Here is a 13,708-nt window from a genome sequence, read left to right as displayed (position 1 = left end):
GGACCCGGAAGGCCGCGTCCAGGATCATCTCCTCCTCCCCGGGGTCGCGCCACCCCGCCTCCAGCGGCTCGTCCCAGGCGACCGTCCCGCCGTCGACCCGGTACGGCTGCATCCAGAAGAGCCGCGTCCCGGCCAGGTCGCGCGCCTCCGCCACCAGCACCGGGCCGGGACCCGAGCCGGTGTCGATCGTGAGGTCGAGGGCGAGCAGGAGGACGGCGGGCGCCTTCTCGGCCGCGAAGCGGGCGATGGCGCCGGAAAGGATCTCGGGGGAGGAGCCGGCCAGCCCCTCCGGGACGGGGATCGCCAGCGTCCGGTACTCCGGGGTGGCGTGGCCGGGCCGCTCGTGCACGCACCGCAGGCGCGGAGGGACCGTCTCGCCCTCCGGCGCGGCCCGGTCGATCTCCTCGCGCATCTCTTCCAGGAACCGGGTGGCCGTACCCAGGGTCCTCTCCAGCCGGGCGATGCTCCTGCCTGCCAAGTTCCCCCCTCGTCCTGGCGTGTCTCGCTTCCGGAGATGGGGGGATGCAAGGCCTCTGCCAGGAGCCGGGGACGGGCGGGCTCAGTCCCGCGCCGCCTCCTCGACGGCCCGGCGCAGCCGGGGCCACACCGCTCCGGCGTAGCGGAGGAAGTTCGCGCGTTCCTCCGGGAGCTCCGCCAGGAACGCCCACGCCGGGGCCGAGCCCTTGCGCGTGTTGCAGGAGGAGCAGGCCGTGACCAGGTTCCCGGGGGAGTGGTCGCCGCCGCGCATGCGGGGCTGCACGTGGTCGAGCGTGAGCTGCTCCGCCGGGAAGGTCCGGGCGCAGTAGACGCAGCGGAAGGCGTCCCGCGCGAAGATCCGCTCCCGGAGCGACCTCTCCCCCGCCCCGCCGCTCATCTCACCCGCGTCCCACGGTGTACCCGTCGGCGGTGAGCGTCCCCACCAGCTGGACGACGTGCTCCCGCCCCCGCGTCTCCAGCGTGAGGTCGATCTCCGCCTCGGTGAGCCACAGGCCCGGCACCCCGCGGCGGTGCTCCAGGCTGAGGACGTTCGCCCCCTGCTCGGCCACCCGCCCGGTGAGCGCCGCCAGCGCCCCCGGCCGGTCCTCCACCCGCACGCGGAGGTGGGCGAGCCGGCCGTCGCGGACCAGCCCGCGCTCGATGATGCGGGAGAGGAGGTTCAGGTCGATGTTCCCTCCGCTGATCACCATCGCGACGCTGCGCCCCTCCAGCCCCCGGATGCGCCCCCCCACCACCGCGGCGACGGTCGTGGCGCACGCCGCTTCCGCCACGGTCTTCTCCCGCTCCAGGAGGAGGAGCACCCCGCTGGCGATCTCCTCCTCGTCCACGGTGACCAGCTCGTCCACGTAGCGCTCGATGTGGCGGAAGGTCTCGTCGCCGATGCGGCGCACCGCGATCCCGTCCGCGATGGTCTCTGCCGGGGGGATGACGACCGGCTCCCCCGCCTCCCGTGCCCGCAGCGCCGCCGGGAGCACCGACGATTCCACTCCCACGACCCGCACCTCCGGCCGCAGCTCCTTGACCGCCGCGGCGATCCCGGAGATCAGCCCGCCGCCGCCCACCGGCACCACCACCACGTCCAGCTCCGGTACCTGCTCCAGCAGCTCCAGCCCGATGGTGCCCTGCCCGGCGATCACGAGGGGGTCGTCGAACGGGTGGATCAGCGTCTGCCCCTCCGCCTCGCGGATCCGCTGCGCCTCGGCCATGGCCTCGTCGTACACGGAGCCGTGCAGCACCACCCGCGCGCCGTAGCGCTCCGTGCTGGAGACCTTCACGAGCGGCGTCCGCTCCGGCATCACGATGGTGGCGGGGATCCCCAGCTCGCGCGCGTGGAAGGCCACCCCCTGCGCGTGGTTCCCCGCGCTCGCGGCGATCACCCCCAGCCGGCGCTCCTCCTCCGGAATGGCGAGCATCCGGTTCAGCGCGCCCCGCTCCTTGAACGAGCCGGTGCGCTGCAGGTTCTCGAACTTGAACCAGGCGCGCCCGCCGAACATCTCCCCGAAGGCCTCGGAGGGAGTGCAGGGGGTGACGACGACGCGGCCGGCGATGCGGCTGCGGGCTTCGCGAATGTCCTGGAGACGTGGCATCGGCTGCGGCGGAGGAGGGCGCGGGGCGGCGGATTGCCGCGGCGAGCCGAATGTGATAACCTCCCCGTTCCCGGCGGGCAAGATACCGGCCCGTCCGGGCCGCCCCGCGGCTCGCCGGGGGACGGCGGCGCCCCCCGGAACCCGTCCGCGCCCGAGTGCACGACCCCCGGCTGCACCTGCTCCGCGCCACGCTCGCCCGCCGCCCTCTCCGGCGTGCCGGCGCCGCGCCGGAGGTTCCGCGCGCATCGGTGGCACTCGTGTTGCGGCCGGCCGGTCCCGACCTGGAGCTCCTGCTGATCAAGCGGGCGGTCCGCGCCGGCGACCCGTGGTCCGGCCACATGGCGCTCCCCGGCGGGAGGCGCGACCCGGGGGATGCCGACGCGCTGGCGACCGCCGTGCGGGAGACCCGGGAGGAGGTGGGGATCGACCTGGCCGCCTCCGGGGCGCCGCTGGGCGCCCTGGACGACCTGGCGCCCCTGGGCGGCGCGCCGCGGATCGTGGTGTCGCCGTTCGTGTTCGGCGCGGAGCCCGGCGTCATGGCGACGCCCAACCACGAGGTCGAGGCCGCCGTGTGGATCCCGCTCCGCGAGCTGGCCCACCCGGACTCCGCCACCGAGCACCTGCTGGAGGTGATGACGGGGGAGCTTCTCCGCTTCCCCGCCATCGGCACGCGAGGGTACGTGATCTGGGGGATGACCCATCGGATCCTGGACGGCTTCCTGGGGATCGCGATCCCCCTGCTGGAGAAGGAGGGGGAAGGATGAGCGACACCCGCGTGCTGGTCCTGGGGTGCGGATACGTGGGCCGGCGGCTCGCCCGCGCGCTCGCCGACCCGGGCGCCGAGGTGGTGGGGACCACCCGCGACCCGGCGCGCGCCGACGAGATCGCCGCCGCCGGGGCCCGCCCCGCGCTCGCGGAGCTCGCCCGCCCGGAAACGCTGGCGCCGCTGGTGGAGTGGCGCCCGCACGTGGTGTTCGACCTGGTGAAGCCGCAGCCCGCGGGCGAGGACCGCTACGCCCTGGAGGGGACCCGGAACGTGGCGCACGCCTTCGCCGCCTCCCCGCCGGAGGCGCTGGTGTACCTGAGCAGCACCTCCGTGTACGGGCGGCGCGACGGCGAGTGGACCGACGAGGACACCCCGGTGAGCCCCTCCTCCGCCGTGGGGGAGGCGCGGGCCGAGGCCGAGCGGATCTACCTGGAAGCGTGGCGGGAGCACGGCCTCCCGGCGCGCATCTGCCGCGTGCCGGGGATCTACGGCCCCGGCCGGACGCTCCGCGAGCGGCTGGAGCTGGGCGCCTACCGGCGGCTGGACGACGAGGACCTCTGGGTGTCGCGGATCCACGTGGACGACCTGGTCGCCGGGCTGGTCGCCGCGTGGGAGCGGGGGCGCCCGGGTGAAGTCTACCTGCTCTGCGACGACGAGCCGGTCACCGGGGCGGAGTACGCCGAGCTGACCGCGGAGCTCCTGGCGCTTCCGCTCCCCCCCGCGGTGTCGCGCGACGACATCCGGCAGGAGCTGTCGGGGAGCGCCTTCGAGCGCCGCGTGGGCTCGCGCCGCTGCTCCAACCGGAAGATGCGCGCCGAGCTGGGCGTGGTCCCCCGCTACCCCTCGGTGCGGGAGGGCGTCCCCGCCGCGCTGGCGGAGGAAGGAGCGCTCTGAGCCCCATGGAGCGGCACCCGTTCACTCTTGAGCTGACCCCGCGGCAGGCGGAGGCGCTGCGCGCCCTCGCCGCGCTGGAGGAGCTCCCCCCGGAGGTGTACGCGGTGGAGGTGCTGGTGAAGCACCTGTACCATGCCTACACCCCGGACGTCGCCCGGCGCGCCGCCGAGGCCGCCGAGCCGTCCCGCGACCCCGACCACGGCGCGGGGGCCCGGTAGCCCCTCCGGGCACCGCCCCGCGCCGGACCACCAGACCAGGCCGAGTCCGCATGCGAGACAGCTCGTTCGAGTTCCTTAAGCGCCTCCTGGACGCTCCCGGCCCCTCGGGGTTCGAGACCGTCCCGGCGCGGATCTGGCGCGCCGAGGCCGAGGCGATCGCCGACCGCGTCGAGGCCGACGTCGCCGGGAACTCCGCCGCCACCCTGAACCCGGGCGGCACCCCCCACGTGATGCTGGCCGGGCACATCGACGAGATCGGCCTGATGCTGACCCACGTGGACGACGACGGGTTCCTGTACTTCGACGGGATCGGCGGGTGGGACCCGCAGGTGCTCGTGGCGCAGCGGATCCGGGTCATGACCCGCAGCGGCGACGTCGTGGGGGTCGTCGGCAAGAAGCCGATCCACCTGATCAAGGGCGACGAGAAGGAGCGGGCGGCGAAGATCACCGACCTGTGGATCGACGTGGGGGTGCGGAGCCGCGAGGAGGCCGCCGCGCGCGGGATCCGCGTGGGCGACCCGGCGGTGGTGGACGCGAGGCTGGTGGAGCTGGGCAGCGGCCTGATCGCCTCCCGCTCGGTGGACAACCGGATCGGCGCCTTCGTGGTGCTCGAGGCGCTCCGGCTCCTGAAGGAGGGAGGCACCTTCGGGGCGCGGGCGACCGCGGCGGCCACCACCCAGGAGGAGATCGGCTTCAGCGGCGGCGGGGCGCGCGTCTCCGCCTACACGCTGGACCCGCAGGTGGCGCTGGTCGTGGACGTGTCCTTCGCCACCGACTCGCCGGGGATGGAGAAGAAGGAGCTGGGGATCCACAAGCTGGGCGGCGGGCCGATCCTGGCGCGGGGCTCCGCCACGCACCCGCTGGTGTTCGAGCGGCTGGCGGAGCTGGCCGAGGCGGAGGGGATCCCCTACTCCATCCAGGCCAGCCCCAAGCACACCGCCACCGACGCCGACGCCATCTACCTGTCGCGCGCCGGGGTGGCGACGGGGGTGATCTCCATCCCCAACCGGTACATGCACAGTCCCAACGAGATCGTGTCGCTGGACGACCTGGACGCGGCCGCGCGCCTGATCGCCGCCTTCGTCCGCTCGCTGGACGGCGACGCCGACTTCGTCCCCCGCTGACCCGCGACCCGGACCCGCCGTGTACACCGTAGACGAGACCGTCGTGCGCGCCCCCGTGGACACCTGCTTCCGCACGGGGGCGGACGTGGAGCGCTGGCCGGAGTGGCTCCCCCACTACCGCTGGGTCCGCTTCCAGCGGAAGGACGGCTGGGCCACCGGCCGGGTGGAGATGGCGGCCCGGCGCGACTTCGGCCCGCTCCCGTACCCCGTCTGGTGGGTGTCGGAGATGCACGTAGACACCGCCCGCCCCGCCGTGGTCTACCGGCACGTGGACGGGATCACCACCGGGATGGACGTGGAGTGGACCTTCGAAGACCGCGGCGACGGCACCACGCACGTCCGCATCGTCCACGACTGGGACACGGGCCCCCGGTGGCCGCTCCCCGGCCCCGCCCGGAGGCTGATCGGCAGCGCCGTGATCGGCCCGGTCTTCATCCACCACGTGGCCAGCCGGACGCTGGCGGGGATCAAGAGGGCGGCGGAGGGAGCGGCGAGGGAACAGGGGACAGCCGATAGGTGACGGCGGGCAGCCATGGGACGGCGGGATTCCCCTGTTGTCGCCTGCCGTTCTGGAACGTAGTCCGGACTCGTCGGTAAACAAGCTGGCGGGTCCTCGGCTTTATGACACATCGAGAGAAAGGGCGCAGGTAGCGCATGAGGGGCACGGCCCACGATCCGTCCGACGAGTACACCCCCCGCCGCGTCGTCGTGACGGGGATCGGCTGCCTCACCCCCATCGGCACCGGGGTCGAGGGGCTGTGGGAGGGGCTGCAGCGCCGCGAGTCGGCGGTGCGCCGCATCTCCCGCTTCGACCCCTCGCCCTTCCGCTCGCACATCGCCGCACAGGTGGACGACTTCGAGCCCACCGACTACATGGACCGCAGCCGCGCCCGGCGCATGGAGCGGTACGCGCAGTTCTCCGTGGCCTCGGCGCGGATGGCGCTGGAGGACGCCGCGCTCGACCCGGCCTCCGTGGACCCGGACCGGGCGGGGGTGCAGATGGGGAGCGCGCTGGGGGGCGTGGCCTACGGCGAGGGGCAGTTCAACTCGTACCTGGAGAAGGGGGTGCGGGGGGTGGACGCCACGCTCGCGCTGGCGGTGTTCAACGGCTCCGCTTCCTGCAACGTCGCCATCGAGTTCGGCTTCACCGGCCCCAACTCCACCAACGGGATGAGCTGCTCCTCCGGCGCCATCGCCGTGGGCGACGCGTGGCGGCTGGTGCGCAGCGGAGAGGCGGACGTGGTGGTCGCCGGGGGGGTGGAGGCCCCGCTGGCGCCCCTCTGCTACGGCGCCTTCGCCATCATCCGCGCCATGTCCACCCGCAACGACGACCCGGAGCGCGCTTCCCGCCCTTTCGACGCGGACCGCGACGGCTTCGTCATGGGCGAGGGCGCCGCCGTGCTGATCCTGGAGGAGCTGGAGCACGCCCGCCGTCGCGGCGCCCGCATCTACGGCGAGGTGCTGGGCTACGGGACCTCCAACGACGCCCACCACATGACCGCGCCGCGCCCGGACGGGACCCAGGCGGCACGCGCCATGCGGGCGGCCCTGCGGACCGGCGGCGTCCGCCCGGAGGAGGTGGACTACGTAAACGCGCACGGCTCCTCCACCCCGCTCAACGACTCCACCGAGAGCCGGGTGATCCGGGAGGTGCTGGGGGAGCACGCGGACCGGGCGGTCGTGAGCGGGACCAAGGGGTACCACGCGCACTGCCTGGGAGCCACCGGCGCGATCGAGGCGGCGATCTCCATGCTCGCCATCCACCGCGGGTGGATCCCGCCGACGCTGAACCTGGAGACCCCGGGCGAGGGGTGCGACCTGAGCTACGCGGTCGGCGAGGGCGCCTGCGTCCCGGTGCGGCGGGTGCTGTCCAACTCCTTCGGGTTCGGGGGGATCAACGCGGCGCTCGCGTTCGGGAGCCTCTCGTAGGCTCGGGAGCGTTCCCGTTCGGGAACATCTGCGCGGCGTGGGTGCTATAACAGCGCTGTCTACGACCGGCGACGGACTGTGCACGAACGGTTTGACTTCCGAGGGGGGGCGGCTTACATTGCTCGGTTATGATTTGTCATTCTCGGACAAGACGCCGGAACCGGTTGATCTGAGAGCAGTGGGCCTCGCACACCAACGAGGCTCCTGCTCTCATCTTTTTTCCCTGGATGAGCCGAACCCATGTTCCTGAGCTCCCGCGCGCTTGACTCCTTCGACCAGTACCTCCACGACGTGGAGAAGTACCCGCTCATCGAAGACCCGGCGGAAGAGCGGGCCCTCGCCCGGAGGGCCCGGTCCGGAGACAAGGAGGCAGCGGAGCGCCTGGTGACCGCCAACCTGCGCTTCGTGATCTCCTACGTGAAGAAGTACCAGGGCCGCGGCCTCGGGCTGGCGGAGCTGGTCTGCATCGGCAACGAGGGGCTCCTCAAGGCCGTGAAGAAGTTCGACCCCGAGAAGGGGGTGAAGTTCATCTCGTACGCGGTGTGGTGGATCCGCCAGACCGTCCTGCAGGCGCTCGCGGAGCAGACCCGCTCGGTCCGCATCCCCCTCAACCAGAACTCCAACCTGGTCCGCCTTTCCCGGGTGGACACGGCGCTCACCCAGACCCTCGGCCGCTCCCCCACCGACGAGGAGATCGCCGACGAGATGGGCGAGCCGGTCGACACCGTCCGCGCGCTGCGCCGGGTGGCGGCCAGCGAGCTTTCGCTGGACGCGCCGCTCGACCGGGGCGACCGCGACTCGGCCTCCTTCGGCGAGCGCTTCGCCGGCGCCGAGACCGACGAGATCGAGGAGGAGGTGGAGGCGCAGGCGAGGCGCGAGTTCCTGGAGCGGATGTTCGAGAAGTACCTCACGGAGCGCGAGCGGAAGATCCTCTACCTCTACTACGGGCTGGACGAGGGCGAGGAGCGCACGCTGGAGGAGATCGGCTCCCTCCTGGGTGTGACGCGCGAGCGGATCCGCCAGATCCGCAACCGCGCCTTCGAAAAGCTCCGCGAGAGCCCGGACGGCGCCGCGCTGGAAGGGTTCTGGGCCGTTTCCTGACCCTCCGGCCCGAGCGATGACTCACCCGCGGGGTGGAGGGGCAATGCCCCCCCACCCCGCGCTCTTTGGCACCCCTCTTCACCCGGTCCATGTCCATCGACTCGTTCGCGGCCTCCGTACGCTCGCACTTCCCCGTCTTCGAGCGCCGCTGGGACAGCCGCACGCTCGCCTTCTTCGACGGCCCCGGCGGGAGCCAGGTCCCGCAGCCCGTGGCCGACGCCGTGGCGGAAACGCTCCTCTTCCGGAGCGCCAACGTGCACGGCGCCTTCCCCACCAGCCGCGACGCGGACGCGGTCATCGCCGCCGCGCGCGACGCCGCCGTGGACTTCCTGGGGGCCGGCTCGCCCGCGGAGGTGGCGTTCGGCGCGAACATGACCACCCTCACCTTCGCCTTCGCGCGGTCGCTCGGCCGCGCCTGGGAGCCGGGGGACGAGGTGGTGGTCACCGACCTGGACCACCAGGCCAACGTGGCGCCCTGGCGCCGCACCGCCGAGGACCGGGGGGCGACGGTGCGCAGCGTCCCCTTCGACCCGGCGACGATGCAGTTGGACCTGGACGCCCTGGAGGCGATGCTCGGGCCCCGCACCCGGCTGGTCGCAGTGGGCGCCGCCTCCAACGCCGTGGGGACCGTCACGGACGTCGCGCGGGTGGCGGAGATGGCCCGGCGGGTGGGCGCGCTCGTCTACGTGGACGCGGTGCACTACGCCCCGCACCGCCTGGTGGACGTGCGGGCGCTGGGGTGCGACTTCCTGGCCTGCTCGGCCTACAAGTTCTTCGGCCCGCACGTGGGGCTCCTCTGGGGGAAGCCGGAGCACATGGAGGCGCTCGTCCCGTACAAGGTGCCGCCCTGCGCCGACACCCTCCCGGAGCGCTGGGAGACGGGGACGATGAACCACGAGGGGATGGCCGGGGTGGCGGCGGCGGTGGACTGGATCGCCTCGCTGGCCCCTGAGCCGGCGGCCACGCGCCGGGAGGCGCTCCGCGCCGCGATGGAGCGGATCGGCGAGCACGAGGACGCCCTGTTCGACCGGCTCCTGGACGGGCTGGAGGCGATCCCCGGCGTGCGGGTCTTCGGGCCGCCGCGCGGGGAGCCGCGCACCCCCACTGCCGGCTTCACCGTGCGGGGGGTCCACGCCGACGAGGTGGCCCGGCGGCTGGGCGACGAAGGCGTCTGCGTATGGAGCGGGAACTTCTACGCCACGGGCGTGACCGAGGGGCTGGGGATCGTGCAGCAGGGCGGGCTGGTCCGCGCCGGGGTGGCCCCGTACTGCACGGACGAGGACGTACGGCGGCTGGTGGAGGGGGTGGGCCGGATCGCGGCGGAGGCGCCGTCGCCGGAGGCCGCGGCGGTGTAGCGGCGGGTGCGCGGTCCGCCGCCTCTCAGCGCCCTCCGGGGCCGCGGGTGCCGTACAGCAGCTTCCGGATGACGTCGGCGAGGGCCGGCGCGACGGAGGCGACCCGGACCGGCGGCGCCTCCGTGGCGGGAGGGGTCGGGACGGTGTCGGTGACCAGCACCTCCGCGACGCCCTCGGCGGCCAGGCGCGCGAGGGCGCCGTCCAGGAAGAGCCCGTGGGTGGCGGCGACGCGGAACTCCGTGGCCCCGGCGTCCCGCAGCGCGCGCACGCTCCCCACCAGCGTCCCCCCGGTGGAGACCATGTCGTCCACGAGCAGGCAGGGGCGTCCTTCCACCTCCCCGGCGAGCTGCGTCACCTCGGTGTCCGAGCCGCTCTGCCGCCGCTTGTGCAGCACGGCGAGCTGGGCGTCCAGCTCGCGCGCGTACTCCGTCGCCAGCTTCACCCGCCCGGTGTCCGGCGAAACGACGACGGTGTCCGGCGGGAGCCGACCGCGCAGCTCCGCCGCGAGGGCGCAGACGGCGGAGAGCGAGTCTACCGGAATGGAGAAGAACCCCTCGATCTGCGGTGTGTGCGGGTCCACCGTGACGACGTGCGCGATCCCGGCCACCTGCACGAGCTGGGCGACCAGGCTGGCGGTGATGGGCTCGCGGCGCTGGTTGCGCCGGTCGGCCCGCGCGTAGCCGAAGTACGGCACCACCGCGGTGATCCGCCCCGCCGCCGAGCGCCGCGCCGCGTCCGCGAACGCCAGGAGCTCCACCAGGTGCTCGTTGACCGGAGGAGAGGTGGGCTGCACCACGAACACCTCCTTCGCCCGGACGGACTCCTCCAGCCGCACCGTCAGCTCGCCGTCGGGAAAGCGCTCCGTCTCGCAGGCGCCGAGCGGCACCCTCATCTCCCGGGCGACGGCCTCCGCCAGCCGGGGGTTCGCGGTGCCGCCGAAGACGGCGAAGCCTGCGCTCACGGGATCTCCTCCGGCCGGGGGTGGGCGGGCGGGCGGCGCAGGGAGCGTGCCGGGAAGGGAGTGCGTGAGTGCGAAAGTAGAACGGCGCCCCGACCGGGAGATCCCGGTGGGGCGCAGGTTCGCACCTCGCACCTCGCACCTCGCACCTCGCACCTCGCACTCGTCCGTCAGGCCACCTTCAGCCCCTCCGGGATGGGGCCGCCGTCGCGGCACCAGCGGACGAAGATCCGCTGGCACTCCAGCAGGTCCGGGGCGACCAGGTCCCAGCGGGAGGGCTCCAGGGGGATTCCGTGCAGCGTCATCCCCGCCTCTTCGGGCGTCCGGCCGCCCTTGCGGTTGTTGCACTCCAGGCAGGAGAGGGCCAGGTTCTCGTAGCGGTGCGCCTCCCGCTGGTGCCTGAACTTCCACCGGGGGACGATGTGGTCCATGGTGAAGAAGTTCCAGGACTCCAGCTCCTCGCCCGTGCGCAGGCAGTACAGGCAGCGCCCGTTGTCGCGCTTGATGAGCGCCTGCAGGTTCGGCGTCCCCGTGGGGATGTTGTGCAGGTCGAAGAGCGGGCTGTGCATCCTGCGCAGCGCCACCACCAGCGGAACCGGGAACTCCTCGCGGACGCTCCGCCACACCCGCATGGCGTCCGGGATCTCACCGGTCGAGACCTCCAGCGCGTTGAGGACCACGTCCACCTTCCCCGCCCCGCCGCCCACGGCGTCGTCCTCGAAGAACAGCGAGAACGCGCGCTCCACGGGTATCACCGCGCGCGGCTGGAAGTTGGCGTTGAGGAGAAGGGTGCGGATCTTCTTCATCGCGCCCTCCCCCCGCGGACCGGCCCGGCCGCCTTCGAACCGACGAACGACTCCGTCATACTCGAACGCCCCCCGGTGGCTGTGGGCCTGCTAGGCTTTCGGCCTCAATGGTTTACCGATGTTTCTCCGTTTCAAAACTCGTGCGAGCCGGACGCATGCCCGCACCGCTCCGGTCCGGAACGCAGAGGAGCCCACGCGCCGCCGAAGGCACGTGGGCTCCTCATCTTCCGTTCACCGGACGCGACGCTCGCCCCGGCCCCGCTCCTCCCGGAGCAGGGCCCGCTGGCCGGGCTGGTACTGTGGTACGGGCTCGCCGGGACCATGGCCGCTTCCTCGCACGGTGAACCGGACGGCGGCACCGGTCCTCCGGTGCGCCTCCCGAAAGATAGTGTTGCCCGCGATCTCGGTCAAATGGGGCTGCAGAAGGAGCCCCGGACACCTGCCGGCGCCAGGAGCTCCCCCGCCGATGACCTCGCGGAGCTTACTTCTCGACGATCAGCGCGGTCACCATCCCGAACATCCCGTGCGTCGACTCGGCGTGCGTGAGGATGTGGCAGTGGAACGCCCACACCCCCGGGTTGTTGCAGTTGACGATCACGTCCCACCGCTCGCCGGGCGCGATGTTGAGGGTGTCGCACTTCCAGGGGGCCGGCTGCGGCCAGCCGTCCTTGTCGATCACCGTCATGTGCATCCCGTGCAGGTGCATGGGGTGGATCATCATCCCCTCGTTCATGAAGCGGATGCGCACCTTCTGGCCCAGCTTGGCCACGATCGGCTCGGTGGCGGGGAAGTCCTTGCCGTTCAGCGTGTAGCCGTGGAACCCGTCGTTGAGGATCATCACGTAGTCCACGTCCACCGTCTCGATGGGACGCGGGTGCTTCGGCTCCACGACGAAGGCGCCCAGCAGCCCCTTCCCCACCTGCTCCGCCGCGTTGTGGTGCGAGTGGTACATGTGCGAGCCGGCGTTCCCGTCGGGGACGGTGAACTCGTAGGTGTACGTCTCGCCCGGCTTGACCGGCGGCTGGGTGATGAAGGGCACGCCGTCCTGGTCGTTGGGGAGCTCCAGCCCGTGGAAGTGCACGGCGGTGGACTGCTCCAGCTCGTTCTTCAGGACCACCCGCACGCGGTCGCCCTCCCGGACGCGGATCTGCGGGCCGGGAACCTGCTCGTTGTAGGCCCACCCCTCCACCATGTGGCCGGGCTTGGTCTCCCACTGCATCTTCCGGGCGGTCAGCTCGTAGACCTTCACGCCGTTCTCGAGGCGCGGCTTCAGGAGCTGGTTCCCCATCTTCGCCGTCCTGGCGGGGAATGGCTTGATCCCCTCCTCGTGCATGCGGTCCATCTCTTCGGCCGCGGCACGGACCTCGGCGGGGGTCCTGGGGTGGGTGGCGGTGGTCCCGCCGCTGTGGTCGCTGGCCGCGTGCGCGGTGGCGCCTCCGGCGGCCTTCTTCGCCTCGGGAGGCGACTGCTCCGCGGCGCCCGTGCTGCAGGCGGCCAGGGCGGGCACGGCGAGCCCCAGCGCGGAGACGCGCAGGAAGTCCCGGCGGGAGGACCGACTGGGGATCTGCGGTTCCTGCTTCTCGGTCTCGGTCATCGTCGTGTATGCTGGGTCGGGGCCGGCCGCCGGGAAACGGTCGAACACGCTTTCCTGCCCGGCAGCGATGGGACAAAGCTACCGTCCGCGTCGGGTACGTTCTGTCGGGCCGGGGCTGAAGAGCGGGTGGGGCGGAGGAGGAACCTGCGGCGGGAGATTCCCCTACGGCGGGACGACCGACGGGGGAGATCGCCCCGCGCAGCGGAGAGGAGTGCGAGGTGCGAAGTGCGAAACGGCGCCCCTCCCGGGAGATCCCGGCCGGGGCGCCGTAGCAGGCTGGTGCGCGCCGCCCGCGGCGGCGTGGAAGGGAAAGCCCGTCAGGTGGAGACGAGCCGGACCCCCTCCGCGGGAGGCGCGGGGCGCTCCATCCCGACCGGTTCGACGCGCTCCGCGATCACCGGGTCGTCGTCGCCGAGCACCTCGGCCAGGACCCACACGACCAGCGCCAGGAGGATCAGCCCCAGGATCCAGGGCCAGATCCCCGGCCCGCGACGCTGTACGTTGATGTCCGCCATGGTCCACCTCCTCCCGTTTCCGGTTCGCGCGGTGCCCCGTCGAGCCGGGCGGCCCGGGAGGCAGGGCCCGCGAGACCCTGCAAGGTCGGTACCGGCGGGCCGGCTCCGCCGCCGCCGATCCCCATTTCCAGCAACGATTTCTGGCGCGCGGACTGCTACGGCTGCTCGGCGGCGAGGTGGCGCAGGAACCAGTCGCGGGCGAGCCGCGCGACCTCCTCGAGCGTCCCGGGCTCCTCGAAGAGGTGGGTGGCCCCGGGAACGATCTCCAGCCGCACCGGGGCGGCCATGCGGGCCATGGCGTCGCGGTTCATCCCGATCACCGGGACGTCGTCGCCGCCGACGACCAGGAGCGTGGGGGCGCGGA

The 13,708-nt window shown here is 73.0% G+C and carries 16 protein-coding genes; 8 read left to right on the top strand and 8 right to left on the bottom strand.

The window, feature by feature from the left end:
* From VGR37_14975 to ilvA, 3 genes are all read right to left on the bottom strand, one after another.
* A partial coding sequence (locus VGR37_14975; GenBank protein HEV2148705.1) for a hypothetical protein occupies positions 1-478 on the bottom strand: 478 nt, incomplete at its 3' end.
* A gap of 81 nt (positions 479-559) precedes the next feature.
* Positions 560-874: an HNH endonuclease signature motif containing protein gene (locus VGR37_14970; GenBank protein ID HEV2148704.1), complete on the bottom strand. Its 315-nt coding sequence runs from the start codon at positions 872-874 to the stop codon at positions 560-562.
* A 1-nt stretch (position 875) separates the two neighbouring features.
* Positions 876-2,084: a threonine ammonia-lyase gene (ilvA, locus tag VGR37_14965; GenBank protein HEV2148703.1), complete on the bottom strand. Its 1,209-nt coding sequence runs from the start codon at positions 2,082-2,084 to the stop codon at positions 876-878.
* Between the two features lie 248 nt (positions 2,085-2,332).
* On the opposite strand from ilvA, the gene VGR37_14960 reads away from it, so the two are divergent.
* From VGR37_14960 to VGR37_14925, 8 genes are all read left to right on the top strand, one after another.
* Entirely contained in the window at positions 2,333-2,848 is a 516-nt protein-coding gene (locus tag VGR37_14960; GenBank protein ID HEV2148702.1) for a CoA pyrophosphatase, read from the top strand.
* A complete protein-coding gene (locus tag VGR37_14955) occupies positions 2,845-3,744 on the top strand; it encodes an SDR family oxidoreductase (protein ID HEV2148701.1) in 900 nt (299 codons plus the stop codon). Before VGR37_14960 ends, VGR37_14955 begins: the two co-directional genes overlap by 4 nt.
* Positions 3,745-3,749: 5 nt before the next feature.
* The gene (locus tag VGR37_14950) at positions 3,750-3,962 is read left to right on the top strand and encodes a hypothetical protein (GenBank protein ID HEV2148700.1); all 213 of its coding nucleotides are present in this window, start codon (positions 3,750-3,752) and stop codon (positions 3,960-3,962) included.
* Positions 3,963-4,012: 50 nt separating this feature from the next.
* Positions 4,013-5,086: a M42 family metallopeptidase gene (locus VGR37_14945; protein HEV2148699.1), complete on the top strand. Its 1,074-nt coding sequence runs from the start codon at positions 4,013-4,015 to the stop codon at positions 5,084-5,086.
* A 19-nt stretch (positions 5,087-5,105) separates the two neighbouring features.
* Positions 5,106-5,606 (top strand): SRPBCC family protein, encoded by a 501-nt coding sequence (locus VGR37_14940; protein HEV2148698.1) that lies wholly within the window; start codon positions 5,106-5,108, stop codon positions 5,604-5,606.
* 134 nt (positions 5,607-5,740) lie between these two features.
* Positions 5,741-7,015, top strand: a complete 1,275-nt coding sequence (gene fabF / locus VGR37_14935) for a beta-ketoacyl-ACP synthase II (protein ID HEV2148697.1) — start codon at positions 5,741-5,743, stop codon at positions 7,013-7,015.
* A 240-nt stretch (positions 7,016-7,255) separates the two neighbouring features.
* Entirely contained in the window at positions 7,256-8,116 is an 861-nt protein-coding gene (locus VGR37_14930) for an RNA polymerase sigma factor RpoD/SigA (GenBank protein HEV2148696.1), read from the top strand.
* A gap of 89 nt (positions 8,117-8,205) precedes the next feature.
* Entirely contained in the window at positions 8,206-9,471 is a 1,266-nt protein-coding gene (locus VGR37_14925; protein HEV2148695.1) for a cysteine desulfurase-like protein, read from the top strand.
* 25 nt (positions 9,472-9,496) lie between these two features.
* Here VGR37_14925 and VGR37_14920 read toward each other — a convergent pair whose 3' ends face one another.
* The 5 genes from VGR37_14920 to VGR37_14900 form a co-directional block, all read right to left on the bottom strand.
* Entirely contained in the window at positions 9,497-10,432 is a 936-nt protein-coding gene (locus VGR37_14920; GenBank protein HEV2148694.1) for a ribose-phosphate pyrophosphokinase, read from the bottom strand.
* Between the two features lie 167 nt (positions 10,433-10,599).
* On the bottom strand, positions 10,600-11,235 hold the full coding sequence (locus tag VGR37_14915) for an HNH endonuclease (protein HEV2148693.1): 636 nt from the start codon (positions 11,233-11,235) through the stop codon (positions 10,600-10,602).
* 481 nt (positions 11,236-11,716) lie between these two features.
* Complete coding sequence (locus VGR37_14910; protein HEV2148692.1) at positions 11,717-12,829, bottom strand: copper oxidase; 1,113 nt, start codon at positions 12,827-12,829, stop codon at positions 11,717-11,719.
* Positions 12,830-13,146: 317 nt separating this feature from the next.
* Positions 13,147-13,344: a hypothetical protein gene (locus VGR37_14905; GenBank protein HEV2148691.1), complete on the bottom strand. Its 198-nt coding sequence runs from the start codon at positions 13,342-13,344 to the stop codon at positions 13,147-13,149.
* 155 nt (positions 13,345-13,499) lie between these two features.
* A partial coding sequence (locus VGR37_14900) for a hypothetical protein (GenBank protein ID HEV2148690.1) occupies positions 13,500-13,708 on the bottom strand: 209 nt, incomplete at its 5' end.

This window comes from Longimicrobiaceae bacterium (assembly GCA_035936415.1).
GTDB lineage: Bacteria > Gemmatimonadota > Gemmatimonadetes > Longimicrobiales > Longimicrobiaceae > JAFAYN01.
The sequence above is the reverse complement of the archived record's forward strand: the minus strand, read 5'-3'. Positions and strand labels throughout refer to the sequence as shown.